The 26013-nt window shown below is 67.5% G+C and carries 21 protein-coding genes; 13 read left to right on the top strand and 8 right to left on the bottom strand.

Annotated features, from left to right (window positions below):
* Nucleotides 1-10: 10 nt before the first annotated feature.
* From HH110_RS13830 to HH110_RS13820, 3 genes are read right to left on the bottom strand one after another with little or no spacing between them, the layout of a single operon-like run.
* Complete coding sequence (locus HH110_RS13830) at nt 11-1993, bottom strand: acetyl/propionyl/methylcrotonyl-CoA carboxylase subunit alpha (RefSeq protein ID WP_176990200.1); 1983 nt, start codon at nt 1991-1993, stop codon at nt 11-13.
* A gap of 55 nt (nt 1994-2048) precedes the next feature.
* A complete protein-coding gene (locus tag HH110_RS13825; protein WP_070474306.1) occupies nt 2049-3659 on the bottom strand; it encodes a carboxyl transferase domain-containing protein in 1611 nt (536 codons plus the stop codon).
* A gap of 10 nt (nt 3660-3669) precedes the next feature.
* Entirely contained in the window at nt 3670-4833 is a 1164-nt protein-coding gene (locus HH110_RS13820; protein ID WP_176990199.1) for an isovaleryl-CoA dehydrogenase, read from the bottom strand.
* A gap of 146 nt (nt 4834-4979) precedes the next feature.
* On the opposite strand from HH110_RS13820, the gene HH110_RS13815 reads away from it, so the two are divergent.
* From HH110_RS13815 to HH110_RS13805, 3 genes are all read left to right on the top strand, one after another.
* Nucleotides 4980-5585, top strand: a complete 606-nt coding sequence (locus HH110_RS13815) for a TetR/AcrR family transcriptional regulator (protein WP_176990198.1) — start codon at nt 4980-4982, stop codon at nt 5583-5585.
* A gap of 114 nt (nt 5586-5699) precedes the next feature.
* A complete protein-coding gene (locus HH110_RS13810) occupies nt 5700-6218 on the top strand; it encodes a cytochrome c5 family protein (RefSeq protein ID WP_070474313.1) in 519 nt (172 codons plus the stop codon).
* Between the two features lie 94 nt (nt 6219-6312).
* Entirely contained in the window at nt 6313-7758 is a 1446-nt protein-coding gene (locus HH110_RS13805; RefSeq protein ID WP_176990197.1) for an ExeM/NucH family extracellular endonuclease, read from the top strand.
* 83 nt (nt 7759-7841) lie between these two features.
* Here the strand turns inward: HH110_RS13805 and HH110_RS13800 are convergent, their stop codons facing one another.
* Complete coding sequence (locus HH110_RS13800; RefSeq protein WP_176990196.1) at nt 7842-8708, bottom strand: EamA family transporter; 867 nt, start codon at nt 8706-8708, stop codon at nt 7842-7844.
* Nucleotides 8709-8764: 56 nt separating this feature from the next.
* Here HH110_RS13800 and HH110_RS13795 point away from each other — a divergent pair, with 56 nt between their 5' ends.
* Nucleotides 8765-9451, top strand: a complete 687-nt coding sequence (locus HH110_RS13795; RefSeq protein WP_176990195.1) for an alpha/beta hydrolase — start codon at nt 8765-8767, stop codon at nt 9449-9451.
* On the top strand, nt 9448-10548 hold the full coding sequence (zapE, locus tag HH110_RS13790; RefSeq protein ID WP_176990194.1) for a cell division protein ZapE: 1101 nt from the start codon (nt 9448-9450) through the stop codon (nt 10546-10548). Before HH110_RS13795 ends, zapE begins: the two co-directional genes overlap by 4 nt.
* A 58-nt stretch (nt 10549-10606) precedes the next feature.
* Here the strand turns inward: zapE and HH110_RS13785 are convergent, their stop codons facing one another.
* Nucleotides 10607-11401: a DUF2884 family protein gene (locus HH110_RS13785; RefSeq protein WP_176990193.1), complete on the bottom strand. Its 795-nt coding sequence runs from the start codon at nt 11399-11401 to the stop codon at nt 10607-10609.
* Nucleotides 11402-11995: 594 nt separating this feature from the next.
* Here HH110_RS13785 and HH110_RS13780 point away from each other — a divergent pair.
* The 5 genes from HH110_RS13780 (at nt 11996) to HH110_RS13760 (ending at nt 18498) form a co-directional block, all read left to right on the top strand.
* Nucleotides 11996-14380, top strand: coding sequence for a ribonucleoside-diphosphate reductase subunit alpha (locus HH110_RS13780; protein WP_176990192.1), 2385 nt, complete (start codon nt 11996-11998; stop codon nt 14378-14380).
* Nucleotides 14381-14527: 147 nt separating this feature from the next.
* Nucleotides 14528-15547: a ribonucleotide-diphosphate reductase subunit beta gene (locus HH110_RS13775; protein ID WP_176990191.1), complete on the top strand. Its 1020-nt coding sequence runs from the start codon at nt 14528-14530 to the stop codon at nt 15545-15547.
* 465 nt (nt 15548-16012) lie between these two features.
* Nucleotides 16013-16426 carry an acyl-CoA thioesterase gene (locus tag HH110_RS13770; protein ID WP_123731098.1) on the top strand — a complete coding sequence of 138 codons (414 nt, stop codon included), beginning with the start codon at nt 16013-16015 and terminating at the stop codon, nt 16424-16426.
* A gap of 46 nt (nt 16427-16472) precedes the next feature.
* Nucleotides 16473-17291 (top strand): NAD-dependent protein deacetylase, encoded by an 819-nt coding sequence (locus tag HH110_RS13765; protein ID WP_176990190.1) that lies wholly within the window; start codon nt 16473-16475, stop codon nt 17289-17291.
* A 58-nt stretch (nt 17292-17349) separates the two neighbouring features.
* On the top strand, nt 17350-18498 hold the full coding sequence (locus tag HH110_RS13760) for an NADH:flavin oxidoreductase/NADH oxidase (protein WP_176990189.1): 1149 nt from the start codon (nt 17350-17352) through the stop codon (nt 18496-18498).
* Between the two features lie 50 nt (nt 18499-18548).
* Here the strand turns inward: HH110_RS13760 and HH110_RS13755 are convergent, their stop codons facing one another.
* Nucleotides 18549-19481, bottom strand: a complete 933-nt coding sequence (locus HH110_RS13755; protein ID WP_176990188.1) for a LysR substrate-binding domain-containing protein — start codon at nt 19479-19481, stop codon at nt 18549-18551.
* 224 nt (nt 19482-19705) lie between these two features.
* Here HH110_RS13755 and aceE point away from each other — a divergent pair, with 224 nt between their 5' ends.
* From aceE to purU, 3 genes are all read left to right on the top strand, one after another.
* On the top strand, nt 19706-22378 hold the full coding sequence (gene aceE, locus HH110_RS13750; protein ID WP_176990187.1) for a pyruvate dehydrogenase (acetyl-transferring), homodimeric type: 2673 nt from the start codon (nt 19706-19708) through the stop codon (nt 22376-22378).
* 209 nt (nt 22379-22587) lie between these two features.
* On the top strand, nt 22588-23451 hold the full coding sequence (locus tag HH110_RS13745; protein WP_176990186.1) for a hypothetical protein: 864 nt from the start codon (nt 22588-22590) through the stop codon (nt 23449-23451).
* A gap of 69 nt (nt 23452-23520) precedes the next feature.
* Nucleotides 23521-24372 (top strand): formyltetrahydrofolate deformylase, encoded by an 852-nt coding sequence (gene purU, locus HH110_RS13740; RefSeq protein ID WP_121044317.1) that lies wholly within the window; start codon nt 23521-23523, stop codon nt 24370-24372.
* A 241-nt stretch (nt 24373-24613) separates the two neighbouring features.
* On the opposite strand, the gene pncA is transcribed toward purU, so the two are convergent.
* Both pncA and HH110_RS13730 read right to left on the bottom strand, forming a co-directional pair.
* Nucleotides 24614-25240, bottom strand: coding sequence for a bifunctional nicotinamidase/pyrazinamidase (pncA, locus tag HH110_RS13735; protein WP_176990185.1), 627 nt, complete (start codon nt 25238-25240; stop codon nt 24614-24616).
* 52 nt (nt 25241-25292) lie between these two features.
* A complete protein-coding gene (locus HH110_RS13730) occupies nt 25293-25982 on the bottom strand; it encodes an epoxyqueuosine reductase QueH (RefSeq protein WP_176990184.1) in 690 nt (229 codons plus the stop codon).
* Nucleotides 25983-26013 lie beyond the last annotated feature (31 nt).

The following is a 26013-nucleotide window of genomic DNA, read 5'->3' as shown; positions in this document are numbered from 1 at the left end:
GAGGCGGGCCTCACCCCGCCTCGAAATCCACCAGCACCGCGCCATCACCCACCTGATCCCCGGCCTTGACCCGGTAACCCTGCACGGTGCCATCGGCCGGTGCCTGCAGCGTGTGCTCCATCTTCATCGCCTCCAGCACCAGCAGCGGCGAGCCGCGTTTGACCGCCGTGCCCGGTGCCACCAGCGTGGCAACGATACGGCCCGGCATCGGCGCGACCAGGCTGCCGGCATCGGCGACGGACTGGTCCGCTTCGCTGACGGGATCATGCAGGGTGAAGCGCTGCACGCCCTCGCTGCCGAACAGGTAGAGCTCATTTCCGTCGCGGATGACGGTGGCACGGTGCAGCTGCTCGCCGATCTGCACGCGCAGCGCATCACCGGCCAGGCGGCCGCTGCCCTGCAGTGCGTTGCCGTCCATGTGGACGGTCCACTGTTCGCCCGCGCCCTGTACGGCCACGCTGCGCTGCGCACCCCGGTGCTCCAGTGTCAGCGCGCGTGCGGCGGCCGCGCCGAGGCGCCAGCCATCCTGGGCCTGCCACGGCGAGTGCGGGTCACGCGCGTCACGGCGGGCGGCCTCGCTGGTGGCCACGCCGGCCATCGCGGCCAGCGCCCAGAGCGCCGGATCGCTGTCGCCGTCGTTGGGGGCCAGGGCGGCCTGTTCGCGCTCGATCAGCGCGGTGTCCAGCTTGGCCTGGGTAAACGAATCGGTCATCACCAGCCGGCGCAGGAAGGCGGCATTGGTGGTCACGCCGACCACTTCGCACTCGGCCAGCGCCTGCTGCATGCGGCGCAGCGCGGCATCGCGGTCGACGTCCCAGACGATCAGCTTGGCGATCATCGGGTCGTAGAACGGGGTGATCGCATCGCCCTGCTCGACACCGGCGTCCACGCGCACGTGTGCGGTGTTGGCCGGCAGGCGCAGGTGGCGCAGGGTGCCGGTGGACGGCAGGAAACCGCGGTCGGCGTCTTCGGCGTACAGGCGTGCTTCCAGTGCATGGCCGCGGATCTGCAGTTGATCCTGCTGCAGCGGCAGCGGCTCACCGCTGGCCACGCGCAGCTGCCACTCGACCAGGTCGGTGCCGGTGATGCACTCGGTGACCGGGTGCTCGACCTGCAGGCGGGTGTTCATTTCCATGAAGTAGAAATCGCCATCAGGCCCGGCGATGAACTCCACCGTGCCGGCGCCGACGTAGTTGACCGCGCGCGCGGCATCGACGGCGGCCTTGCCCATCGCGGCGCGGCGCTCGGGCGTCATGCCCGGGGCGGGCGCTTCTTCGAGCACCTTCTGGTGGCGGCGCTGCACCGAGCAGTCGCGCTCGAACAGGTACACCACGTTGCCGTGGCTGTCGCCGAACACCTGGATCTCGATGTGGCGCGGGCGCTCGACATACTTTTCGACCAGCACGTGGGCGTTGCCGAACGCCGACTGCGCCTCGCGCTGGCAGCTGGCCAGCGCCTCGGTGAAGGTCGCGCTGTCATCCACGCGGCGCATGCCCTTGCCACCGCCGCCGGCGCTGGCCTTGATCAGCACCGGGTAGCCGATGCTGTCGGCCTGCTGGCGCAGGAACTCGGGGATCTGCTCGTCGCCGTGGTAGCCCGGGGTCAGCGGCACGCCGGCCTGCTGCATCAGTGCCTTGGCCGCGCTCTTGTCGCCCATCGCGCGGATCGCCGCAGCGGAGGGGCCGATGAACACGATGCCGGCCTCGGCGCAGGCCTGCGCGAAGCCGGCGTTCTCCGACAGGAAGCCGTAGCCGGGATGGATCGCCTGCGCGCCGGTGCGGCGGGCGGCCTCCAGGATGGCGTCGCCGCGCAGGTAGCTCTCACGCGCCGGCGCCGGGCCGATCGCGATGGCCTCGTCGGCCAGGCGCACGTGGCGCGCGTTGCGGTCGGCGTCGGAGTACACCGCCACGGTGGCGATGCCCAGGCGCTGGCAGCTAGCGATGACGCGGCAGGCGATTTCGCCACGGTTGGCGATCAGGATCTTGGTGAACATGGTGGTCTCGTTGCGCGGGCCAAGGGCGGCGGTGCCAGGCGGCACCGCCCGTGCATTACATGCGGAACACGCCGAAGTCGGTCTTCTTCGCCGGGGCGTTGAGGCTGGCCGACAGCGCCAGGCCCAGCACACGACGGGTGTCGGCCGGATCGATCACGCCGTCATCCCAGAGGCGGGCGCTGGCGTAGTACGGGTGGCCCTGCGATTCGAACTGCTCGCGGATCGGCGACTTGAAGCCGTCTTCCTCCTCGGCCGACCACTGCCCACCCTTGGCTTCGATGCCATCGCGCTTGACCGTGGCCAGCACGCTGGCGGCCTGCTCGCCGCCCATCACGCCGATGCGTGCGTTCGGCCACATCCACAGGAAGTTGGGCGAGTAGGCGCGGCCGCACATGCCGTAGTTGCCGGCGCCGAACGAGCCGCCGATCACCACGGTGAACTTGGGCACCTTGGCGCAGGCCACGGCCATGACCAGCTTGGCCCCGTCCTTGGCGATGCCGCCGTGCTCGTACTTGCGGCCGACCATGAAGCCGGTGATGTTCTGCAGGAACACCAGGGGAATGCCGCGCTGCGTGCACAGTTCGATGAAGTGCGCGCCCTTCAGCGCGGACTCGGAGAACAGGATGCCGTTGTTGGCGATGATGCCCACCGGGTAGCCGTGCAGATGCGCGAAGCCGGTGACCAGGGTGTTGCCGTAGCGCGGCTTGAACTCATCGAAGCGTGAATCGTCGACCAGGCGCAGGATCACTTCGCGCACGTCGTAGGGCTTGCGCGTGTCGGCCGGGATCACGCCGTACAGCTCGTGGGCCGGATGTCGCGGTTCCACCGGGGCCTGCACTGCCAGCGCCGGCTCGGGCTTGCGCCAGTTGAGCTGGGCGATGATCGCGCGGACCCGGGCCAGCGCCTGCAGGTCGTTGTCGGCCATGTGGTCGGCCACGCCGGAGATGCGCGTGTGCACGTCGGCGCCGCCCAGTTCTTCGGCGGTGACCACTTCACCGGTGGCCGCTTTCACCAGCGGCGGGCCGCCGAGGAAGATGGTGCCCTGCTCGCGCACGATCACCGTTTCATCGCTCATCGCGGGCACGTAGGCGCCACCGGCGGTACAGCTGCCCATCACGCAGGCGATCTGCGGGATGCCCTGCGCGGACAGGTTGGCCTGGTTGTAGAAGATGCGGCCGAAATGATCGCGGTCCGGGAACACCTCGTCCTGCAGCGGCAGGAACGCACCGCCGGAATCCACCAGGTAGATGCAGGGCAGGCGGTTCTGTTCGGCCACTTCCTGCGCGCGCAGGTGCTTCTTGACCGTCATCGGGTAGTAGGTGCCACCCTTGACCGTGGCATCGTTGGCTACGATCACGCACTCCACGCCCGAGACCCGGCCGATGCCGGCAACCACGCCGGCGCTGGGGATCGGATCGCCGTACATGCCGTGCGCGGCCAGCGGGGCGATCTCCAGGAACGCGCTGCCCGGATCAAGCAAAGCATCGATGCGGTCGCGCACCAGCAGTTTGCCGCGTGCGGTGTGCTTGGCGCGCGCCGCTTCGCTGCCGCCCAGCGCGGTCTGCGCGAGGGTGGCGCGCAGGTCGTCGACCACCGCCTGCAGTGCGGCGCGGTTGGCCTCGAAGGTGTCGCTGCCCGGTTGCAGCTGGGTGCTCAGTACGGTCATGGCAGGGCCCTTACTTGGTGCGCTGGAACAGTTCGCGGCCGATCAGCATGCGGCGGATCTCCGAGGTACCGGCGCCGATTTCATACAGCTTGGCATCGCGCCACAAACGACCGGTCGGGTACTCGTTGATGTAGCCGTTGCCGCCGAGGATCTGGATCGCCTGGCCGGTGAGCCAGGTGGCCTTCTCGGCCGAGTACAGGATCGCGCCGGCTGCATCCTGGCGCGTGGTGCGGCCCTGGTCGCAGGCGCGTGCCACCGCATACACATAGGCGCGGCAGGCGTTGAGGCCGACGTACATGTCGGCCAGTTTGGCCTGGATCAGCTGGAAGGTGCCGATCGCCTCGCCGAACTGCTTGCGCTCGTGCACGTACGGCATCACCACATCCATCGCCGCGGCCATCAGGCCGAGCGGGCCACCGGAGAGCACCACGCGCTCATAGTCCAGACCGGACATCAGCACCTTGACGCCACCGCCGACCACGCCGAGCACATTGGCTTCGGGCACTTCGCAATCCTGGAAGACCAGCTCGCAGGTGTTGGAGCCGCGCATGCCGAGCTTGTCCAGCTTCTGCGCCGTGGAGAAGCCCTTCATGCCCTTTTCGATCAGGAACGCGGTGATGCCCTTGGCGCCGCCATCCGGATCGGTCTTGGCATAGACCACCAGCACATCGGCATCCGGGCCGTTGGTGATCCACATCTTGTTGCCGTTGAGCACGTAGTGATCACCGCGCTTGTCCGCACGCAGCTTCATCGAGACCACGTCCGAGCCGGCGCCCGGTTCGCTCATCGCCAGCGCGCCGACCAGCTCGCCGCTGCACAGGCCGGGCAGGTAGCGCCGCTTCTGGTCTTCGTTGCCGTTCTTGCGCAGCTGGTTCACGCACAGGTTCGAGTGCGCGCCGTAGGACAGCGCGATAGCGCCGGAGGCCCGCGAAATCTCTTCCATCGCCACCACGTGCGCGAGGTAGCCCATGCCGCTGCCGCCGTATTCCTCTTCCACGGTCAGGCCGAGCAGGCCCTGTTCGCCGAGCTTGCGCCACAGCGCATTGGGGAACAGATTCTCTTCGTCGGCCTGGGCGGCCAGCGGCGCGATTTCAGCGGAGGCAAAATGGGCCACGCTCTGGCGCAGCAGGTCGATCTCTTCGCCGAGATCGAAGTTCATGGTCGGGACGTGCATGGGCGACTCCGCAACAACAAGGGATGGGACGCGCCGGGAGGGATGGACGGGCTGACAGGGCCGTCCCGCGGGCGATGTACCCCCAGCGTAGCCGGGTTCGACAAAGAAGTGAACACAAATTCAAAAATTGAACATAGAATCAACAAATGGCCTATAAACGCTCCGCCCTGATGGAAGAACGCCTTGCCGGCGCCCGCGAACGCATCCTGCTGGCGACCCGTGCGCTGGTGGCCGCCGGCGGCTACCGCAATGCCCCGGTGACCGCCGTGGCCGCCGAGGCCGGGGTCTCCACCGGCCTGATCTACCGGCACTTCCCGTCCAAGGCCGAGCTGTTCGTCGAGGTGCTGACCGCCGCCGTCGAGCATGAGCTGCGCATCTTCGAGGCGATCGCGGCCGAGCCGCTGCCCGCGCCGGAGCGCCTGCGCCGCGCGATCACGGCCTTCGTGCGGCGCGCGCTGGCCGGCCCCGGGCTGGCTTACGCCTTCATTGCCGAACCGGTCGATCCCGAAGTGGAAGCCGAGCGTATCCGCTGCCGCCGTCTGTTCGGCGATGTGTTCCGGCGCATCGTCGCCGATGGCGTGGAGGCAGGCACCTTCCCGCAACAGGACACCCATGTCGCCGCGGCCTGCATCGTGGGCGCGTTCACCGAGGCGCTGGTCGGCCCGACCGCACTGAGCCGCGACGCGCATGGCGACGAAGATGCGCTGGTCGAGTCGATCTGTGTTTTCTGCCTGCGCGCCGCCGGCGCCTGAGCCGCGCGGATGCTGCATTGCGACACCGGCAGGTCGCTTGCGCAGCGCCGCCGACGCTGGTCATACTCCGGCGACAAGCCGTGGTCCAACGACTACCAGCCAGGGGTATAGAGAGTGCGGAATTACGACCTCGAGTTCCTGAAACGCTTTTCCATGGTCATCGCGCTGCTGATGGCCATCACACTCGGCCTCATCATCTTTGCGGCCTACCTGCATACCAGCATTCCCCCGGAAGTCTCGCCGATGGCGGCCAAGCGCACCGAACAGCGGATCGCGCCGGCTGGGGCGGTCTATGCGGGCAGCACCGGTGCCGCCGCGCAGGCCGCCGCTCACGCTGCCGCGCTGGTCAAAGCCGCCTCGCAGGTGGCCTATGGCGGCACCACCGACGGCAAGGTGATCTACGACAACCTCTGCACCGCCTGCCATACCAATGGCGTCGGCAAGGCGCCGACGCTGGACCATGGGCATTGGGATGCGCGCATCGCCCAGGGCAAGGACACGCTTTACAAGCATGCCGTGGAGGGCTACACCGGCCCGGACGGTGGCATCATGCCGCCCAAGGGCGGTAATCCGGCGCTGACCGAGGAGCAGATCCATGCCACGGTCGACTGGATGCTCGCCAACCTGAAATGACGGCTTTGCCGGATCAGGCCACCGACGCCGCCGAAGGGCGGCGTTTCACTTTATATGGTTAGCCTTGTCGCACTTCCCTGGAGTCCTGCTTCCGATGCGCCGTACCCCCCTCGTGTTCGCCCTTGCGCTGGCGTTGTCCGGCGCGGTCCATGCCGCCCAGCCGCAGCCCGCCACCTCGCCGCAGGTGCGTCCGGCGCCGACCACGTCGGCCACGGTCACCCTGACCGCGCCGCCGACCGACTGGCGCACGCTGGACGGCCAGCAGGTCCGCATCGCCGCGCCGCTGACCCTGGCCGGCACCGATGGGCTGTCGCGGTTCGGTGAGCTGACCGTGGCCTTCGGCGGCCGCCTCTGGCAGCCGAGCGAAGTGGCCGCACCGGGCACGGCGGGGCATGCGCAGGTGGTGGCCGACAACCTGCATCGCCGGCTGGTGCTGGATGATGGCAGCGATGCCCGCGATCCCGGCCCGGTGGCGTACCTGCCGATGGCCGCGAACCTGCGCACCGGCATGGTCCTGCGCAATGTCGAAGGCATCGTCCGCATCGATCCCAAGGGCAACACCCGCCTGCAGGTGACCCGTCCGTTGAACCTGCCCACGCTGGAGCGCCCGGCGGTGCCGGTGGTGGCGGGCGCCCTGCACGTGGCGGCGTTCAACCTCGAGAACTTCTTCAATGGCGATGGCCAGGGCGGCGGTTACCCGACCCTGCGCGGCGCCCGCACCCTGGCCGAGCACCAGGCGCAGAAGGCCAAACTGGTGGCGACCATCAACGCACTCGGTGCCGATGTCGCCGCGCTGATGGAACTGGAGAACGATGGCTACGGCCCGCAGTCGGCGATCGCACAGCTGGTCGATGCGCTCAATGCGGACCGGGGCAAGGGTGCCGACTGGCGTTTCATCGACGCGAAGCAGGGCCCGGGTGACAACCCGATCCGGGTCGGCATCATCTATCGCGCCTCGCGGGTGACCCCGGTCGGTGCCCCCGCCGTGCTGGAGCAGGAGCCCTTCGGCGAACGCAGCCGCGTGCCGCTGGCGCAGGCCTTCCGCGCTGGCAAGGGCGCGCCGTTCGTGGTCGTGGCCAATCACTTCAAGTCCAAGGGGTGCTCGGAAGCGACCGGCGCGGACGCCGACCAGAAGGACGGCCAGGCCTGCTGGAATGCCACCCGCGTTGCCTCGGCCACGCTCCTGGACCAGTGGCTGTCGACCGACCCGACCGGTGCCGGCACCCGTGATGCGGTGCTGCTGGGCGACTTCAACGCGTACGCGATGGAAGACCCGATCCGCACCCTGCACGCCGCCGGCTGGCGGGATGCGTTCGCGGTGGCGAAGGTCGAACGGCCTTACAGCTATGTCTACAACGGCATGGCCGGCCGGTTGGACCACGCGCTGTTGAGCCCGGGCATGGCGCAGCGCCTGCGCGCGGCAGCGGAGTGGCACATCAATGCCGATGAGGCCGACGATGTCGGCTACCGCGACCGCAACGAAGCCGGCCCATGGCGCAGCTCGGACCATGATCCGCTGCTGCTGGGGTTTGATCGCTGATACCGCACGGGTGTGCCGGCACGCCCGGTCACCGTCGCGTTGCCCGGGTAGTGCCGGCCGCTGGCCGGCACCGCATCAATCGCTTACCAGGTGCCCCACGCGATCAACCCGATCGCCACCACGGCCAGCGCCAGCCCGACCCGGTTCCACACGCTGGTGCGCTCGCCGAAGCCGAGGATGCCCACCAGCGCACCCAGCACCACCACGCCGATGTTCATGCCGGCGAACACCACCGCCGGGCTGTCCGGCAGGTGCTGGTGGGCGCGCACGTAGAACAGGATGTTGCCGAAGTTGAGCAGGCCGAGCAGGGCGCCGCCGACCCCGTTGCGCCACTGCAGGCGGGCGATGCCGCGCAGGTGGCGCCATAGCTGCAACGCCAGCATCAGCACGAAGGCCAGGCTGAAGCTGACCAGCAGCGCGGCCATCGAGGGCGTGCCCGACAAGGCCACCTTCTTCAGCAGGATGTCGACCAGGGCATAGCCCACCCACACTGCCAGCAGCCACGGCCAGGCCCGCCCGCCGGTGGGTTCGGCCGCCCCGGCGCGCGGGCGCACGCTGATGCCCAGGATCGCCAGCAGGCCCAGGCCCAGCCCGGCCAGCTTCCAGCCGTTGGCGGTCTCGCCGAACACCAGGAACGCGGCCAGCAGCGAAAGCAGCAGCGACAAGCGCTGGGCTACGTCGCTGCGCACGATCCCGGCGCGGGTCACCGCGCGGGCCATCATCAGGAAGATCGCCGGCAGTGCCACGGCCAGGCAGAGCAGGGCAGCCCACGGCGCATGCGCGCTCTGCAGCGAGGCCAGCGAGGGCTGCAGCAGCACCGCGCTGAGCACGCTGGCGACCAGGTAATTCCAGGTCACCACCTGCGGCATGTCCAGCCGCTGGCGCGGCGCCAGCTTCAGCAGCACCGAGACCAGCACGCTGCAGAGAACGCTGAAAACCAGATAGTGCATGTACGGATCCGGCGGGGGCGGCGGTGAAGCACGCGGAGGGACGGTATTATGACGCCATGCACAATCCCCCATTTCCCCAAGAAAGCGGTGCGCTGACGCTGGACGGACCGGTCGGTCCGCTGGATGTCGTGGTTGATCTGCCCGAGGCCGATGTCGCGGTGCAGCCGGTGGTGGCGATCGTCTGCCACCCCCTGTCCACCGAGGGCGGCAGCATGCACAACAAGGTGGTGACCATGGCGGCGCGCTCGCTGCGCGACCTGGGCATCGCCACCGTGCGCTTCAACTTCCGCAGCGTCGGCGACTCGGCCGGTACGTTCGACAATGGCGTGGGCGAGCAGGACGACCTCAAGGCCGTCGCCGCCTGGGTGCATGCGCAGCGGCCGGGCCAGGCCCTGTGGCTGGCGGGTTTCAGCTTCGGCGCCTACGTGTCCCTGCGCGCCGCCGGCGATCTGCAGCCGACGACGCTGATCTCGATCGCGCCGCCCGCCGGGCGCTGGGACTTCGACGGCATGCAGCCGCCGGCCCAGTGGCTGGTGATCCAGGGCGAGGAAGACGAGATCGTCGATCCGCAGGCGGTCTATGACTGGCTGGACGGCCTGGATACACCGCACGAACTGGTGCGCATGCCCGACACCAGCCACTTCTTCCACCGCAAGATCGTCGACCTGCGCGGCGCGCTCATCCATGGCGTCAAGCAGTGGCTGCCGAATCCCGCCCCCGACGCGGCCCCCGACGCGACATGAGCGACACGGTGATGACCCCGTCGCAGCGCTACGCCGATGGCGTGGCCCGGGGCGAATGGCAGAACGACCCGGCCCAGCACGCCGCCCTGGCCGAGCTGGATCGCATCCATCTCGCGCTGGTCGACAGCGCGCAGGACGGCTGGCTGGATCGACTCTCCGCATTCTGGAAGAAGCCCGAGCCGGTCAAGGGCCTGTATTTCTGGGGCGGGGTGGGGCGCGGCAAGACCTTCCTGGTCGATCTGTTCTATGACGGCCTGCCGATCGAGCAGAAGTACCGGACCCATTTCCATCGCTTCATGCGCGGCATCCACGAGCGCCTGCGCGAGCACCAGGGGCAGAGCGATCCGCTCGCGAAGATCGCCCAGGAGTGGCGCAGCAAGCTGCGCGTGCTGGTGCTGGACGAGTTCTTCGTCACCGACATCGGCGATGCGATGCTGCTGGCGCGCCTGCTCGAGCGCATGTTCGCCGAGGGCGTGACCCTGGTGACCACCTCCAACACCGCCGTCGAAAACCTCTATCTCAACGGCCTGCAGCGCGACAGCTTCATGCCCGCGATCGGGCTGCTGCAGACCTACTGCGTGGAGCTCTACGCCGAAGGCACCGAGGACTACCGCATGCGCGCGCTGACCCGCTCGCCGGTGTACCAGTCCCCGATCGATGCCGGCAGCGACGCCTGGCTGGCCGGCCGCTGGGCCGAGCTCAGTGGTGGGCAACCGGCCAAGGCGGGCAACATCGAGATCGAGGCGCGCAAGATTCCGGTGCGCGGCCGCGGCAAGAGCATCGTCTGGTTCGATTTCAAGGCGCTCTGCGAAGGCCCGCGCGGCCCCTCGGATTACATCGAGATCGCGCACGAGTTCAACACCGTGCTGCTCGGCGACATCCCGCACTTCGACACGCTCAACGAAGATGCCGCGCGTCGCTTCGTCAACCTGATCGACGAGCTGTACGACCGCCACGTCAACCTGGTCTGCACCGCCACCGATTCCCCCGTGGCGCTGTATTCGGGCGTCCGCCTGCAGGGCGCGTTCGAGCGCACCGCCTCGCGCCTGATCGAAATGCAGAGCGCCGAATACCTGGGCACCCCGCACCGCGCGTGAATCCACGCCGGGCTGGATAGGCCGTGCAACGTAAATCCACGCCATGCGTGGATGCTCTCTACAACGGCGGCAACACCAACGCGTCCCCGCGCGGCTGTTCGTGCGCGATCGGCGCGGCCGCATCCTCCTCGCGGTCCATCACCATCATCGCCAGCGGCTTGCCCTGGTAGCGCACCTCCAGCGACTGCTGGATCGCATCCAGCGCCAGCACCTGCGTGCACAGCGACCGGGCCTGCGCCTCCAGCGCCTGCCCGCGGACGTCCATGCGACGCTCCAGGTCGGCCTCCATCTTCTCGGCGCGCGCCTCGATCCGATCCGAGCCGCCGGTCAGCATCGTCCACAGCACGCCGCGGGCGAGCGAGCCGGACACGCTCTCGGCCGCGTCCTGCACATGCCGGTCGAAGCCCTCCTCGAACACCGCCTGCTCCCAGATGCCGCGTCCCAGGGTGCGGGCCACATAGTCGTGGGCATCGCGACGCAGTCGCTCGACCCGTCGCTGGGTGCCACCGCTGCCGGTCATGATCTCCACCGTGGCCCCCAGCGCATCGAAGGCGATATCCGTGGCCTCCCCGGCCACCCCGGCCACGGCAGGCACCAGCTGGCGGGTGCCCCATTCGAGTTGGCGCAGCCGCTGGGCGTCGGCGTCGCTGACCGGGATCGGCTGGCAGTCGATGTTCAGCTCGCCATCGTGGAAGAAGATCTCCGCCGGCACCTGTCCGCGGTTGCGCAGCCAGATCCCGCCGCTGTCCACCAGTACGTTGTAGGGCGTGCTCACCCCGCACTGGCGCGAGGACAGCTCCGGCGCCTTGCTCTGGCCGGCAGCGGCGGTGCCAGCCAGGGTCAGGCCCAACATCAGACATCCGGTCAGGGGCAGGCGCATGGTCGCGTTCATATAAAGGAGACGCATCGCAGGGTGGCACCCCGGGGCGACCCCGGCGCGGGTCGGAAGTCACCCTGGCCGGCGCCGATTCGTTAGGGCCATGTGAGCGTCCGTTGTTCTGTTTTCGAGGAGGACAATCCGGTCATCCGGCCTTGACTGCGCACTCGGTTTCGACAGGTCCAGACCGTTCGTCGGACGCCCTTCAGGCCCGGTCCTTGCGCCGCAAGGGATTAGGGAAATTCACTACATTTGGCGTTGACGACACCTGGTACCCCCACTATCTTGTGGCCGTCGGTACCGCCGACCACAAGTCGACGGGAGTATTGCCTTCACGCCGATGGCCTGAAGACCTACTGACAACCGCACGAAGTACAGCGTGTGGTGCCGGTCGCAGGATTCTCCGGGGGGAGAGGACCGGTGACGCAGGGGAACCGCCCGCAGGCTTGCCTGCACGGGTCGCGGCTCCTGCGACGCCGATAGTCCACCCTGAGCATCTCTGCATCGGTTCCGGCGCCTGCCAGGCAGACCCCGCTGTACCACCCCAAATCACGCCAAGAGGAAAACGCCGTGAGCACCGAAACCAGCGCAGCTATCGATAAGGAAAGCGAATTCCTGCTGACCTCGCCGCCCACCGCGACCGCCATGAGCGTGACCAAGCGCAACGGCACGACCGAACTGGTGGACCTGAACAAGATCGTGCGCGCCGTACAGCGCTGCTGCGAAGGTCTGCATGCGGTGGATCCGATGCGCGTTGCGACCCGGACCATCTCCGGCCTGTACAACGGCGCGACCACCCAGGAGCTGGACGAACTGTCGATCCGCACCTCGGCGCTGCTGATCGGTGAAGAACCGGAATACGGCCGCCTCGCCGCGCGCCTGCTGGCCAACTTCATCGCCAAGGAAGTGTCCGGCCAGGAAATCCATGCGTTCTCGCAGTCGGTCGGCCGCGGCCACGAAGTGGGCCTGATCAACGCGCGCCTGCTCGACTTCGTGCAGATCAACGCCCGCAAGCTCAACGACGCGATCGATCCGTCGCTGGACCTGCATTTCGATTACTTCGGTCTGCGTACCCTGTACGACCGGTACCTGCTGCGTCATCCGCACACCCGCAAGGTGATCGAGACCCCGCAGCAGTTCTTCCTGCGCATCGCCAGCGCGCTGAGCGAAGACGTGCCGGAAACCCTGGCGCTGTACAAGCGCATGGGCAACCTGGATTACCTGCCGTCCAGCCCGACGCTGTTCAACTCCGGCACCACGCATGAGCAGCTGTCCTCGTGCTTCCTGCTGGATTCGCCGCAGGATTCGCTGGAGTCGATCTACGCCAAGTACGGCGACATCGCGCAGCTTTCCAAGTTCAGCGGCGGCATCGGCGTCAGCTACAGCCGCGTGCGTTCGCGTGGTTCGCTGATCAAGTCGACCAACGGTCATTCCAACGGCATCGTGCCGTGGCTGAAGACCATGGATTCGTCCGTGGCGGCGGTGAACCAGGGCGGCAAGCGCAAGGGCGCGGCCTGTGTGTACCTGGAAACCTGGCACGCCGACGTCGAGGACTTCCTCGAGCTGCGTGATAACACCGGTGACGAATCGCGCCGTGCGCACAACCTGAACCTGGCCAACTGGGTGCCGGATCTGTTCATGCAGCGCGTCGAGGCCGACCAGGAATGGTCGCTGTTCGATCCGAGCGTGGTGCCCGAGTTCACCGATCTGTTCGGTGAAGCCTTCGAGCAGGCCTACCTGCAGGCCGAAGCCCAGGGCAAGGCCCAGCGCACGATCTCCGCACGCAAGCTGTACTCGCGGATGATGCGTACCCTGGCCGAGACCGGCAACGGCTGGATGACCTTCAAGGACAAGTGCAACCGCGCCAGCAACCAGACCCTGCGTCCGGGCAACGTGATCCACCTGTCCAACCTGTGCACCGAAATCCTGGAAATCACCTCGGCCGAAGAGACCGCGGTGTGCAACCTGGGCTCGATCAACCTGGGCAACCATTTCGACGCCCACGGCGAGTTCGATTTCGACAAGCTGGCCGACACCGTGCGCCTGGCCGTGCGCCAGCTCGACCGCGTGATCGACCTGAACTTCTACCCGATCGAAACCGCCCGCCGCGGCAATCTGCGCTGGCGTCCGGTCGGTCTGGGCTGCATGGGCCTGCAGGACGTGTTCTTCCGCAAGCGCCTGGCCTTCGACAGTGCCGAAGCCCGCGCGCTGTCGAAGAAGATCGCCGAATCGATCTACTTCCACGCGCTGGAAACCTCGTGCGAGCTGGCCCAGGAACGCGGCAAGCACCCGTCCTTCGCCGACACCCGTGCGGCCAGCGGCGAGCTGCAGTTCGATGCCTGGAACGTGGTGCCGGAAGACACCGCACGTTGGGATGCGCTGCGTGAGCGCATCAAGGAACACGGCCTGCGCAATTCGCTGCTGATCGCGATCGCCCCGACCGCGACCATCGCCTCGATCGCCGGCTGCTACGAGTGCGTCGAGCCGCAGGTGTCCAACCTGTTCAAGCGCGAAACGCTGTCCGGCGACTTCCTGCAGGTCAACCGTTACCTGGTGAACGAGCTGAAGAAGCTCGGCCACTGGACCCCGGAAATGCGCGACGCGATCAAGCTGGCCGAAGGCTCGATCCAGGGCATCACCCAGATCCCGGAAACGCTGCGCCACGTGTACCGCACCGCCTGGGAACTGCCGATGCGTTCGCTGATCGACATGGCCGCCGACCGCGGCGCGTTCATCGACCAGTCCGCCTCGCTCAACCTGTTCATGGAAAGCCCGAACATCGGCGCGATGTCCTCCATGTACATGTACGCCTGGAAGCAGGGCATCAAGACCACGTACTACCTGCGTTCGCGTCCGGCGACCAAGATCGCCAAGACGACCGTCAGCAGCTACACCCCGGTCGAAGCCGTCGCCTGCTCGCTGGAAAACCCGGAAAGCTGCGAGGCGTGCCAGTAAACAAGGCGTGCCGGCCCACCGGGCCGGCACCGCCGGGTGCACCGACGGACGGTCGTTGCCTACCCGGGAACACCGGTTCCGCCGGAAAATCACACATTCGGTAGCTACCGACCGTTGGTCGGTAGTCGCCAAGAAGGACGAAACACCATGGCCGACAAGCCGAGTCAAATGCTGCTCGATCCCGGTTTCGAACTGACGTTGCGCCCGATGCGCTATCCGCAGTTCTATGACATGTATCGCAACGCGATCAAGAACACCTGGACGGTCGAGGAAATCAATTTCCAGATCGACATCAGCGACCTGCACGGCAAGATGTCGCCGGGCGAGCGCCACCTGATCCACCGCCTGGTCGCGTTCTTCGCCACCGGCGATTCGATCGTGTCCAACAATCTGGTGCTGAACCTGTATCAGCATCTGAACGCGCCGGAAGCGCGCATGTACCTGTCGCGCCAGCTCTACGAAGAAGCGCTGCACGTGCAGTTCTACCTGACCCTGCTCGACAACTACCTGCCGGATCCTGACGAGCGCGCCAAGGCGTTCGACGCGGTGGAGAACATCGATTCGATCAAGAAGAAGGCCGACTTCTGCTTCAAGTGGATCGATTCGATCCAGAACCTGAAGCGCATCGAGACCCGTGACGAGCGTCGCCAGTTCCTGCTCAACCAGATCTGCTTCGCGGCGTGCATCGAGGGCCTGTTCTTCTTCGCGGCCTTCGCGTACGTGTACTACTTCCGTTCGCGCGGCCTGCTCAACGGTCTGGCCTCGGGCACCAACTGGGTGTTCCGCGACGAGAGCGCGCACATGGAGTTCGCGTTCGAGTGCGTGGACGTGATCCGCGAGGAAGAGCCGGACCTGTTTGACGATGCAATGAAGCAGGAGGTCTACGACATGCTGGCCGACGCGATCGAGTGCGAAGTGCAGTTCGCCGAGGACGTGCTGTCGGGCGGCGTGGCGGGCATTTCGACGCGCGACATGCGCCAGTATCTGCAGCATTGCGCGGACAATCATTTCCATCGCCTCGGCATGGAAAAGAAGTACAACGTGCGCAATCCGCTGAGCTTCATGGAGCTGCAGGACGTGCAGGAGCTGACCAACTTCTTCGAGCGTCGTTCCTCGGCCTACCAGGTGGGCGTGAAGGGCGAAGTGTCGTTCGACATGTCGTTCTGATCTGACGCTTACGTCGTGATTCCGAAAAGCCCCGGACATGTTCCGGGGCTTTTTCGTTTCCCGCTTTACTCGCTCAAGCGTTGAAGCGTTGAAGCAAGAGCGTTGGCGTCCTGATACCGCGAGTAGAAGTGACCCGGGCAGGCAAATGCTGGACCCGCCGTAAACACGTCCTTGTGGGCTCGTGGGCCGCATCCATGCGGCCCCAACGGTCCCGCATTCGCCTGCCCGGGTCACTTCTCACGGATCTCCCATTGCGGTTGGAAAGGCGGTTGCTACCAACGTGCGCTAACCATCAATGCACCCCGTGGTATCCACACACATCGTGTAGAGCCGAGCCATGCTCGGCTGCTCTTCCCCCCGACCTCCTCGAACCGATAGAGATAAAAGCGCCAAGAACGCTCTACGCGACCAACCCACCCCCTGTCGTATCATCCGCGCCACCCCACAACACTCCCGGCCCCCGCCATGACCCCCATCCCTGAGACCATCCCGCCCATCGAAGTCCGCATGGCCGAGATCGTGTTCCCCAACCACACCAACCACATGGGCACCCTGTTCGGTGGCCAGGCGCTGGCGTGGATGGACAAGGCGGCGTTCCTCGCCGCAGCCCGCTACTCGCGCCGCACCGTGGTCACCGCGCGCTCGGACCAGGTCGATTTCAAGCTGCCGATCCGCATCGGCCAGATGGTCGAGACCGTCGGCCGCATCGTGGAGGTCGGGCGCAGCTCGATGAAGGTCGAGGTCGAACTGATCGCCGAGGACCTGCACAACGGCGAGCGCAAGCTCTGCACGCGCGGGCACTTCGTGATGATCGCGCTGGATGCCGACGGCCATCCGACCACCGTTCCGCCGCTGCCGGGCGACATCCCGGGTCCGTGAGCGGCCAGCGATTGCCTCTCCGCGCCTGCGCCCCCATCTGCTGATCATGAGCACCCCCCTCGCCGAGTTCATCGACCGCGCCCAGCGCCTGTTCGTGCTGACGGGCGCCGGCTGCAGCACCGATTCGGGCATCCCGGATTACCGCGATGCCGATGGGCAGTGGAAGCGCAGCCCGCCGGTCACCTATCAGGCCTTCATGGGCGAGCTGGCCACGCGCCAGCGCTACTGGGCGCGCAGCCTGCTGGGCTGGCCCCGGTTCGGCTGGGCCCAGCCGAACGGCACGCATGCCGCGCTCGCCGCGCTGGAAGCCCGTGGCCAGGTCGAGCTGCTGCTTACCCAGAATGTCGACCGCCTGCATCAGCGGGCGGGCAGCGAGGCGGTGATCGACCTGCATGGGCGGCTGGACCAGGTGCGCTGCATGGGCTGCGAAGCTCGCACCCCGCGCGAGGCGTTCCAGCACCGGCTGCTGGCGCTCAACCCCGGCTGGGAGCACCTTGAAGCCGGGCAGGCGCCTGACGGCGATGCCGATCTGGAGATGGATTTCTCCGCCTTCCAGGTGCCGGCGTGCCCGCTGTGTGGCGGCGTGCTGAAGCCGGATGTGGTGTTCTTCGGCGAAAGCGTGCCGCGCGAGCGGGTCGCGACCGTCCACGCGCATCTCCAGCAGGCCGATGCGGTGCTGGTGGTCGGCTCCTCGCTGATGGTCTATTCCGGCTTCCGCTTCGTGCAGGCCGCGGCCCAGGCCGGGCTGCCGATCGCCGCGCTCAACCGCGGCCTTACCCGCGCGGACGCGCTGTTGAGCCTGAAGGTCGATCAATCCTGCGCCGACGCGCTGGCCTTCCTGCTGCCAGGAACCGCCGCCGCCTGAGCCGCTACGAAACACTGATCCATTGGCACGGTTGCCTCCGCCGCCGCACAGGAGTGCAATGGCGCCCGGTTCCATTTCCTCTTCCCGAGTTCCCCCCTTGAGCCAGCTCTTCTCCTCCATCCCCTTCGGCCCGCTGACCCTGCCCAACCGCATCGTGATCGCGCCGATGTGCCAGTACTCCTGCGTCGACGGCCTTGCCAATGACTGGCACCGCATCCACCTCGGGCAGCTGTCGCAGTCCGGCGCCGGCCTGCTGATCCTGGAAGCCACCGCCGTGCTGCCGGAAGGCCGCATCAGCTGGGCCGACCTGGGCCTGTGGGATGACGCCACCGAAGCCGCGCTGGCCTCGGTCGTGGCCTCGGTCAAGCAGTGGTCGCCGATGCCGCTGGGCGTGCAGCTGGGTCACGCCGGCCGCAAGGCCTCGGTCAACAAGCCGTGGGAAGGCGGCGGCGCGATGGACCCGTCCGATCCGCGCGCCTGGCCCACGGTCGCGCCGTCTGCGCTGCCGTTCGCCAAGACCGATCCGACGCCGACCGAACTGGATCTGGCCGGTATCGATGCGGTGGTCGAAGCCTTCGCGGCTGCGGCCCGTCGCGCCGAACGCGTCGGCATGGACCTGATCGAACTGCATGCCGCGCACGGGTACCTGCTGCACCAGTTCCTGTCGCCGCTGAGCAACCGCCGCGAGGATGAGTACGGTGGCTCGCTGGAAAACCGCATGCGCCTGCTGGTGCGCGTGTTCGACGCCGTGCGCGAGGCCGTCTCCGATCGCATCGCGGTCGGTGTGCGCATCTCCGCCAGCGACTGGGTGGCCGGCGGCTGGGATATCGATCAGACCACGACCCTGGCGCACGTGCTGGACGCGCGCGGCTGCCAGTTCCTGCACGTGTCCAGCGGCGGCAATGATCCGCGCCAGCAGATCCCGCTGTCGCCGGGCTACCAGGTGCCGTTCGCGCAGGCGATCAAGGCGCACAAGCTGCGCATGCCGGTCATCGCGGTGGGCCTGATCACCGAGCCATCGCAGGCCGAATCGATCCTGCGTCACGGCCATGCCGATGCGATCGCGCTGGCCCGCGGCATCCTCTACGACCCGCGCTGGCCGTGGCATGCCGCCGCGGCACTGGGCGATTCGGTCGCCCCGGCCCCGCAGTACCTGCGCTGCGAACCACGGGAAGCCCGTGGTGTGTTCATCGCGCCGGAACGCTGACACGCTGACGGGAGTGCCGGCCGCTGGCCGGCCTCCGGGTGACCCTGCACTCAGCCGACATCCACCCGCCACGCCGTCGGCAGCCCCTCGATGATGTGCTGCATCAGCGCCCGCACCTTGGGCGTCAGATCACGGCGATCGCTGACGCACAGGAACAACCGCATCGGCTCCGGTGAGGCCTGGGTGCTCGCCGCATCGCCGGGTTCGAACAGCGCCTGCAGCTCGCCGCGTGCGAGATAGGGCGCGGCCACGAACGCCGCCAGCCGGGTGATGCCGCCGCCGGCCACCGCCATCGCGGCCAGCGCATCGATGTCGTCGCTGACCAGCGCCGGGTTCACCTCGGCATCGAATCGCATGCCATCGCGCACGAAGCCCCACGGCAGGTAACGCCCGTCCAGCGGGTAGCGCAACAGCAGGCAACGATGCTCGCGCAGCGCCTCCGGTGTGAGCGGAATGCCGGCCCGCGCCAGGTACGACGGCGCCGCGCAGAACACGAACGGCACCTGCGCGATCGGCCGCGCCACCAGGCCTTCCTCCAGCTGCGGCTCGATCCGGATGCTGACGTCCACGTCTTCGTGCGCGTGGTCCACGCTGCGGTCGGTGAGCAGCAGTTCGATCGCCAAGCGCCGGAACCGGGCCTGCAGCGCGGGCAGCAACGGCGCCAGCGCGTGCCGGCCGAACGCGGTACTGCTGGCGATCCGCAGCCGGCCTTCGGGCGTGGCATCGAGGTCGGTCACCGCGGCCTGGGCGCGCTGCAGGTCGCGCTCGATATGGCGCACCTGGGCCAGGTACAGCGCGCCGCGTTCGGTCAGGGCCAGCGTGCGCGTGGTGCGGTTGAGCAGGCGCACGCCCAGATGGGCCTCCAGGCGGGCGATGTTCTGCCCGACCGCTGCCGGGCTGACCCCCAGCGTGCGCGCGGCCGCGGCCAGGCTGCCGGCATCGGCGGTCCGGATGAAGCTGCGGATTGACTGGAGAATGTTCATGCTGGCCGCCATTCTCGCGCTCCATTGGAAAGAATTTCTTTATAAAGCGTCAAGCCCATCCGGTCTACCCGCCCCGGCGGCGGCTGCTTATCGTGCCTGTCCCGCAACCGCCAGGTTGCCCGTTCGCCCGGCGCTGTTGCCCGGGCGACGCCGCTTCCGCGCTGTGCCGCCCCCGCTGCCGTCGCGTCCTGCGCACGGCCTGGCCGCCTTTCCCGGAGATGCACATGAACCCAGCGCTCGCCCCCCTCGACACCGACCCGCAGGAAACCCAGGAATGGCGTGAGTCGCTGGAGGCGGTCATCCACGCCGCCGGCCGCCCGCGCGCGCATTACCTGATGGACCAGCTGAGCGAGCTGGACACGGCCCGCCATGGCGACCTGCATGGCCGCGTGTGGACGGCCTACACCAACACCATTCCGGTCGAACGCCAGCCGGCGTATCCGGGCGACCTCGGCATCGAGCGCCGCCTCAACGCGATGATCCGCTGGAACGCGATGGTCATGGTGCTGCGCGCCGGCAAGCACTCCAACGTGGGCGGCCACATCGCCACCTACCAGTCCGCGGCGGTGCTGTACGACGTCGGCTTCGATCACTTCTTCCGTGGCCGCACCGATACCTTCGATGGCGACATGATCTACATCCAGGGCCACTCGGCGCCCGGCATCTACGGCCGCGCGTTCGTCGAAGGCCGCATCGCGCCCGAACGCATGGACAACTTCCGCCGCGAATCCGACCGCGACGGACTGTCCTCGTACCCGCACCCGCGCCTGATGCCGGACTTCTGGCAGTTCCCCACGGTTTCGATGGGGCTGGGCCCGCTCACCGCCGCCTACCAGGCGCGTTACATGCGCTACCTGGAATACCGCGGGCTGAAGGAGCACCAGGGCCGCAAGGTCTGGGCCTTCCTTGGCGATGGTGAAATGGACCAGCCCGAATCGCTGGCCGCCATTTCCGTGGCCGGCCGCGAGCGCCTGGACAACCTGGTGTTCGTGGTGAACTGCAATCTGCAGCGGCTCGACGGCCCGGTGCGCGGCAACGCCAAGGTGATCCAGGAACTGGAAGGCACCTTCCGTGCCGCCGGCTGGAACGTCATCAAGGTGATCTGGGGTGGCGGCTGGGATGCGCTGCTCGCCAAGGACAGCACCGGCCTGCTGCGCCAACGCATGATGGAATGCGTGGACGGCGACTACCAGACCTTCAAGTCGCAGAACGGTGCCTACGTGCGCGAGCATTTCTTCGGCAAGTATCCCGAACTGCTGGCGCTCGTCGAGGACCTGAGCGATGACGACATCTGGGCACTCGCCCGCGGCGGCCACGATCCGCAGAAGGTGTATGCCGCCTACGCGCAGGCCGTCGCCGGCAATGGTCGGCCGAGCGTGATCCTGGCCAAGACGGTGAAAGGCTTCGGCATGGGCGAGGCCGGTGAAGGCCAGAACATCAACCACCAGCTCAAGAAAATGAGCGCCGACGCCGTGCGCGCGTTCCGCGATCGGTTTGATCTGCCGGTCAGCGACGACCAGCTGGAGGACATGCCGTACCTGCGTCCCGCGCCGGGTAGTGCTGAAGAGCGCTATTTCGCACAGCGTCGCCAGGCCCAGGGCGGCCAGCTGCCGGCGCGCGTGACCCATGTCGATCCGTTGCCGGTGCCGGCGCTGTCGGCGTTTGCCACCCAGCTGCAAGGCAGTGGCGAGCGTGGCCAGTCCACCACGATGGGCTTCGTGCGCATCCTCACCACGCTGCTCAAGGACCCCGAGCTGGGCAAGCTGATCATTCCGATCGTGCCCGATGAATCGCGCACGTTCGGCATGGAAGGCCTGTTCCGCCAGATCGGCATCCACTCCTACCTCGGCCAACTGTACACGCCGCAGGATGCCGGCCAGCTGAGCTATTACAAGGAAGCCAAGGACGGCCAGATCCTGCAGGAAGGCATCAACGAGTCCGGTGCGATCTGCTCGTGGATCGCCGCCGGCACCGCCTACAGCAACCACGGCCTGGCCACGATTCCGTTCTACATCTTCTATTCGATGTTCGGCCTGCAGCGCGTCGGTGACCTGGCCTGGGCCGCTGCGGATGCGCGCACCCGTGGCTTTCTGCTCGGCGCCACCTCCGGGCGCACCACGCTGATGGGCGAGGGCCTGCAGCACGACGACGGCCACAGCCACGTGCTGTCCTCGGTGATCCCCAGCTGTGTGTCCTACGACCCGACCTACAACTTCGAACTGGCGGTGATCATCCAGGACGGCCTGCGCCGGATGTACGTGGACCAGGAAGACATCTACTACTACATCACCGTGCTCAACGAGGCCTATCCGCACCCGGCACTGCCGGAAGGCAGCGAAGCCGGCATCCTCAAGGGTCTGTACCTGCTGCACCCGGCTGTCGCCGACAGTGATCCGGCGCTGCGCGTGCAGTTGATGGGCAGCGGCGCGATCCTGCGCGAAGTGGAAGCCGCCGCCAGCCTGCTGCAGCAGGATTTCGGCATCGCCAGCGACGTGTGGAGCGCCACCAGCCTCACCGAACTGCGCCGTGATGGCCTGGCGGCCGAGCGCTGGAACCTGCTGCATCCGGTGCAGGAACCGCGGGTGCCGTATGTGCAGCAGTGCCTGGCCGCGCACCCGGGCCCGGTGATCGTCGCCACCGACTACATGAAGATCGTCGGCGACCAGATCCGCCCCTTCATCGATGACCGCCGCTTTACCGCGTTGGGCACCGACGGCTTCGGCCGCTCGGACACGCGCGAGTCACTGCGCACGTTCTTTGAAGTGGACCGCCACTTCATCGTGCTCGCCGCACTCAAGTCGCTGGCCGACGAGGGCCGGATCGAACGTGCCCAGCTGCAGGTGGCGATCGACCGCTATGGCATCGATGTCGAGAAGGTGGATCCGGCGGCGGTGTAGTCGTTGGGCGGTGACGGCGCGGCGACGCTGCCAGCCGAGCCAGACGCTCACGCCGGGCCGCCATAGATGCATTCGATGCCGTGAGCTGAGTCACGGCATCGGCATCACCGTTCACGATTGCGTGGTGACACGGTAACGGACGGGACACATCGGTAATGCTGGCAGTGATGCTTCGAGGCAGGGCGTGGGCGGCCTGCGCAAGGCGGACGGTGATCAGCCTTGTGCTGTTTGTGGGTATCCCGATGCCGATCGCGATGTCGGTCGAGCTGCCCCTGTTTGATTCGCTGACGCAGCTGGATCGTGCCGCGCCGATTGCTCCGGTCCAGCAGCGACTGGCGGCGATGCGCAGCGCTTACGCACAGGCTGCGCCGGTCAGGATGGAGCGCTCGCAGTGCCTGGCGCAGACGGATAAGCGTCTGGAGGACCTGTTCCAGGCCACTGCGCTGATCGCGTTCTATGCCAGGGATACCAGCTCCCTGGACCGCCTCCAGTGCCTGCACGATGCCCTGGTCACCCGTGGCCAGGCCAGCGCGGCGCATCACCGGGCGCTGCGGGGCACATTGATCTCGCTTCAGCAGTTTGAACGTGCCAACACCGTGGGGGCGGCGCTGGCCGATGCCGGCGCGCCGTTGCCCACGATCCGCGGCAGCATCCCGCAAGGCAAGCCGCTGCTGGGCTTGATCAGCTTCGATGAGGCAGAGCGCGTGGCACTGTCCGAAGACGGGCTCCGGGTGGTCGCGATGGTGCATCCATACTGCGGCTTTTCCCGCCGCGCACTGGAGGCGATCACCACCCAGGCGCAGTACGCATGGCTGCGACCGCATCTGCAACTGGTGGTGCCGATCGGGCAGCAGTGGCCGGGGCAGGAGCTGATCGACTGGAACGCGGCGCATGCCGGACTACCGATGCGGCCGATGGTGGTCGACCCGGCATGGGCGGGCTTTGAGCGGAATGAGACGCCTGCGTTCCATCTGGTCCGCGACGGCACGGTGATCGCCACCGTGAGCGGGTGGCGGGGTGAAGGCGCGGAGCTGGGTGCCATCCGTGCGGCGTGGGATGCCGAGCAGCGCTGACTCCCCGCGCCCTTGGTTGCATCTGAGAGCATCGTCCGCAGGCCGACGGTGCTCGCTTACACTGGTCGGATGCGCCCCGATTCCATCCTCACCCTGTCATGCCCGGACCGTACCGGGATCGTCTACCGTGTGTCCGGCCTGCTGTTCGAGCTGGGCTGCAACATCCTCGATGCCCAGCAGTTCGGCGACGACGAGAGCGGCCGGTTCTTCCTGCGCGTGCATTTCGACCGTGCCGCCGAGCAGTCGCTGGGTGACGTGGAAGCGCGCATGGCCACGCTGGCCGCCGAGTTCGGGATGGACTGGCAGCTGCATGACGCCCGCCGGCGTGCGCGCCTACTGGTGCTGGTGAGCAAGCAGGGGCATTGCCTCAACGACCTGCTGTTCCGCGCGCACAGCCGGCAGCTGCAGGTGGATATCGCGGCGGTGGCCTCCAATCACGAGGACTTCGCCGCCCTGGCCGGCTCCTACGGCGTGCCGTTCCATCACCTGCCGGTCAACGCCGACAACCGCGCCGTGCAGGAGCAGCAGATCATCGACCTGGTCGAACGCGAGCAGATCGACCTGGTGGTGCTGGCGCGCTACATGCAGATTCTGTCGCCGCGCCTGTGCGAGGCCCTGGCCGGGCGCGCGATCAACATCCATCACAGCTTCCTGCCCAGCTTCAAGGGCGCGCAGCCGTACCACCAGGCGCACGCGCGCGGGGTCAAGATCATCGGTGCGACCGCGCACTACGTGACCCCGGATCTGGACGAAGGCCCGATCATCGAGCAGGACGTGGCGCGCGTGGACCATGCGATGACGCCGCGCGACCTGGTGCGGCTGGGCAGCGATACCGAATCGCAGGTGCTGGCCCGCGCGGTACGCCGGCATGTGGAGCATCGGATCCTGCGCAACGGGCATCGCACGGTCGTGTTCCGCTGACGGGGTGCGGTGCCGGCTGCCTGATGCTGCCTGCGCTTTGATCCGGTAGGTACCCACCGCTGGTGGGTACGACGCTCCGGTAGTGCCGGCCGCTGGCCGGCTCCTCGCGCGCCCCAAATAGTATCGGGAGCCGGCCAGCGGCCGGCACTACCAGCGCGGCAGGCACCAGCCGATCGTTCTTTGAACCGGTAGGTACCGACCGTTGGTCGGTACGCTTTCTGGCCGGCGCCCAATTCGCCCGTCAGACAACCGCGATCTTCGCCTTCGCCAACGCCTCACGCACCATGCCGTCATTGGCCTCGGTGACCGGCCGGGTCAGGTCCCAGCGGAATTTGACCCGGAACCCGGACTTCACCGCGTCCTGGGCGCTCCACAGCACGCAGTAATCGCGCGCCAGGCCGCACACATGCACCTCGCGGATGCCGCGCTCATGCAGCCAGCCCGCCAGTCCGGTGGCCGGGCGGGTGCCGTCGGGGCCATGGTTCTCACGGAAGGCGCTGTACGAATCCACCGCGCGTCGGGTGCCCTTGCGCAGGATCAGGTCGGCTACGTTCCAGTCCACGCCCGGGTGCAATGCAGCGCCCGGGCTGCCCTGCACGCAGTGGTCCGGCCACAGGGTCTGCGGCTGCGCGTGCAGCAGGATCGCCTCGAACGGCAGGTGTCCCGGGTGCTGGCTGGCGAACGAGGCATGGTCGGCCGGATGCCAGTCCTGGGTCGCCACCACGGTGCGGTAATGGCGCTCGGCGAGCACCGCGGCGATGCCCGGTACGATCGCATCGCCGTCCACGCAGGCCAGCGCGCCACCGGGCATGAAGTCCGGTTGCAGGTCGATCACGACCAGGGCGACATCGGCAGGGTAACGGCTCATGGCGACTTCACGACGGTGGGGGCGCCCAGTCTAGCCGACGCCCCCGCAACGGTCAGTCGGCGTCGCCCTGCCGGGAGGTGCCATCGCCGTAATACAGCACCCCCAGCTTGATCCGCTCGCGTCCGGTCTCGCGGCGGTGGCGGTTGGCGTCGCGCAGCGAGTACACGCAGCCGCAGTATTCCTGCTGATAGAACTGCTCGCGCTTGCTGATCTCCACCATCCGCGCGGCGCCGCCGCCCTTGCGCCAGTTGTAATCCCAGTACTGGATGCCCGGGTAGTGCGCGGCGGCGCGGTGGCCGCAATCGTTGATCTGGGTCATGTCCTTCCAGCGCGAGATGCCCAGCGAGCTGCTGATCACCTGGAAGCCATGTTCGTGCGCATACAGCGCGGTGCGCACGAAGCGCATGTCGAAACACATCGTGCAGCGGATGCCGCGCTCGGGCTCGTTTTCCATGCCGCGGGCACGCGAGAACCACGTGTCGGTGTCGTAGTCGGCGTCGACGAATGGCACGCCATGCTTCTCGGCGAAGCGGATGTTCTCCTGCTTGCGCAGTTCGTATTCCTTCACCGGGTGGATGTTGGGGTTGTAGAAGAAGATCGTGTAGTCGATACCGGAGGCGGTGATCGCTTCCATCACTTCGCCCGAGCACGGTGCACAGCACGAATGCAGCAGCAGCCTGGTGTGCCCATCGGGCAGGGACAGGGTGGGACGGTCGATCGGTGTCAGCTGGGGCGTGTTCATGGGTTTCTCGTCGACCCCACCGCCGGCAACG

Source organism: Stenotrophomonas sp. SAM-B (genome assembly GCF_013387485.1).
GTDB classification, from domain to species: Bacteria; Pseudomonadota; Gammaproteobacteria; order Xanthomonadales; family Xanthomonadaceae; genus Stenotrophomonas; species Stenotrophomonas maltophilia_AA.
Note: the sequence above shows the minus strand (reverse complement) of the source record. Positions and strands in the feature narration are given on the sequence as shown.